The organism is Collinsella sp. OF02-10 (genome assembly GCF_003463445.1).
In the GTDB taxonomy this organism is placed as follows: Bacteria; Actinomycetota; Coriobacteriia; order Coriobacteriales; family Coriobacteriaceae; genus Collinsella.
The window spans coordinates 1,912-2,813 of the sequence record NZ_QSCW01000038.1; the positions used below are offsets into that span (position 1 = coordinate 1,912).

At 60.1% G+C, this 902-nt stretch carries 2 protein-coding genes; one reads left to right on the forward strand and one right to left on the reverse strand.

Annotation, left to right across the window (positions count from 1 at the left end; translation table 11 throughout):
- Window positions 1-45 precede the first annotated feature (45 nt).
- Entirely contained in the window at window positions 46-327 is a 282-nt protein-coding gene (locus DXA43_RS10020) for a hypothetical protein (protein ID WP_117807073.1), read from the forward strand.
- Between the two features lie 89 nt (window positions 328-416).
- Here DXA43_RS10020 and DXA43_RS10025 read toward each other — a convergent pair whose 3' ends face one another.
- The gene (locus tag DXA43_RS10025; RefSeq protein WP_117807074.1) at window positions 417-803 is read right to left on the reverse strand and encodes a hypothetical protein; all 387 of its coding nucleotides are present in this window, start codon (window positions 801-803) and stop codon (window positions 417-419) included.
- Window positions 804-902: the final 99 nt, after the last annotated feature.

A 902-nucleotide genomic window follows, 5' to 3' on the forward strand; every position in this document is an offset into this window, starting at 1 on the left:
GCCGCCGACGAAGAAGTTCAAGCGTGAGCTGGGATGGAGGTAGACATGAACGGAATCGTTGCCGAGAACGGCAAGGTCGTTACCGATGAGATGATTGCCGATTGGGAAAGCGCCCTTGAGCGCGATGAGTGGCCTAGCGGATGGGTCAACGTTGGCGAGGTTGTCGAGGGCAAGCTTCCGAAGGCCGCACCCGAGACGGTGACGCTGTCCCTCAAGGTTCCAGTTGCGATGAAGCGGGCTCTTGAGAAGGAAGCGAAGGCCGAGGGCAAGTCGACGGGCGCGTATGCCCGCGGAATCCTCGCCGATGGTCTCATGGCCATAGCGTAAAGCAGCAGGGGAGCTAACAGAAAGGGGAGCCTTGAAGGCTCCCCTTTCCTGCCGGCGACCCTGTTGTAATTTGGGTCAGAGCTTCATGGCTAGCCCCTCCAAGCCCTCTTGAGCCTTTGCCAGCGGCTCAGCTTCTGCTCGGTCGATTCCAGCGCGAGCGTCTGGGCGGTCTCGTGGTGGAGCGCCTGAGCGCCCTGCACGGCCTTGGTGCCGTCGGCCACCGTCTCCATGAGCTTGGCTATCTGCTCGTCCTTCTTGGCGAGCTGGGAATCCTTGACGGCGAGTTGGGCAACCAGCGCGGACACCGCCGTCGATTCCGTCGATTCACCGCCGTCGGCAGCGCTGGCAATCTGTCTGGCAAATCGTATGGCACGCTCGACGGCAGCACCCTGCGACACACTCCATTCGGTGGAGAGTTCCACCAGTTCATCGTATATGTCTTCCTCGATTCGGAATGTCTTCTTAACCTTGGCCACCGTCGGCTCCCGTCTGGCAAAGTGTCTGGCAAAACGTCTGGCACGTATTCAACCACATCGGTGTTTCCCTTCCCAGTTCCTAGTCGAAAACGCGTTCCG